This is a genomic window from Streptomyces synnematoformans (assembly GCF_039531005.1).
Taxonomy (GTDB): Bacteria; Actinomycetota; Actinomycetes; order Streptomycetales; family Streptomycetaceae; genus Streptomyces; species Streptomyces synnematoformans.
In genome coordinates this window covers 1-755 of sequence record NZ_BAAAPF010000737.1, presented here as the reverse complement: position 1 = coordinate 755, position 755 = coordinate 1, and the positions used below count along the sequence as shown (strand labels likewise).

Genomic DNA, 755 nt, shown 5'->3' with positions numbered 1-755 from the left:
CCGGAAGGCGACGCCGAAGCCGCGCGCGGCGGAACGGTAGCGGCCGGGTGCCCGGGCTGCCGGGTGACGACGGGACCGGGTTGTGCGGCGCGGGCCGGCCGGGCGCGGTGTCGCGGGCGGCGCGGGTGCCCGCGGGGCGGTGCCCAGGCGACGCGGCCGGTACGGGGTGACCGGGCCGGGCCCGGACCTGACCTGACCGGCCTCGGCCGGTGGGCGGCGGTGACGGGACGCGGCGCGGCTCGGCTGCGCCGGGCGGGCGGCGGGTCGCGTCCCGCGCCCGGTGTGACCGAGGCGCTCTCCGCGGCGTGGCCTGCCCGCGCCCGGGTGCCGTCCCCGCGCCGCGCAGGGCGCGGGGAAGCCGCCGCCCACCGGGCAGGACGCACTCCGCGGTCGCGCGAACCCACGGTTCGGAGCCGTAGCCGCCGACCGGCTACACCGCCCCGCGGGACGCGAGCGGGCGGCGCACGGGGCCGGGGGAGCGCGGCGCGTTACGGGGCTCCGGTTTCCGGCCGCGGCTCCGGAGGTGGCGGCGGCGTGCAGGCCGGGTGGTCGGCGGGGCGCATCCCACGGCCCTCCTCGTACGCGGCGGTGAAGGACTCCGCGCCGAGAGCCGCCGTCGCCCGGGCCGTGATCCGGTCGACGTCCCCCCGCTCCGCCGCCGGCAGCGGCGCGCCGGCCGCCGTCCGCAGGGCGGCGGCGGTGCCGAGGAGCCGGGCGGCGAACAGGTAGCCGCCGGTCAGCGCCTTGCCGACGCA

Annotated in this window: 1 protein-coding gene; it reads right to left on the bottom strand. The window is 82.8% G+C overall.

The window, feature by feature from the left end; translation table 11 throughout:
- Positions 1-488: 488 nt before the first annotated feature.
- Positions 489-755: hypothetical protein (locus ABD317_RS37430; protein ID WP_344296601.1), on the bottom strand; the 267-nt coding region annotated here is incomplete at its 5' end.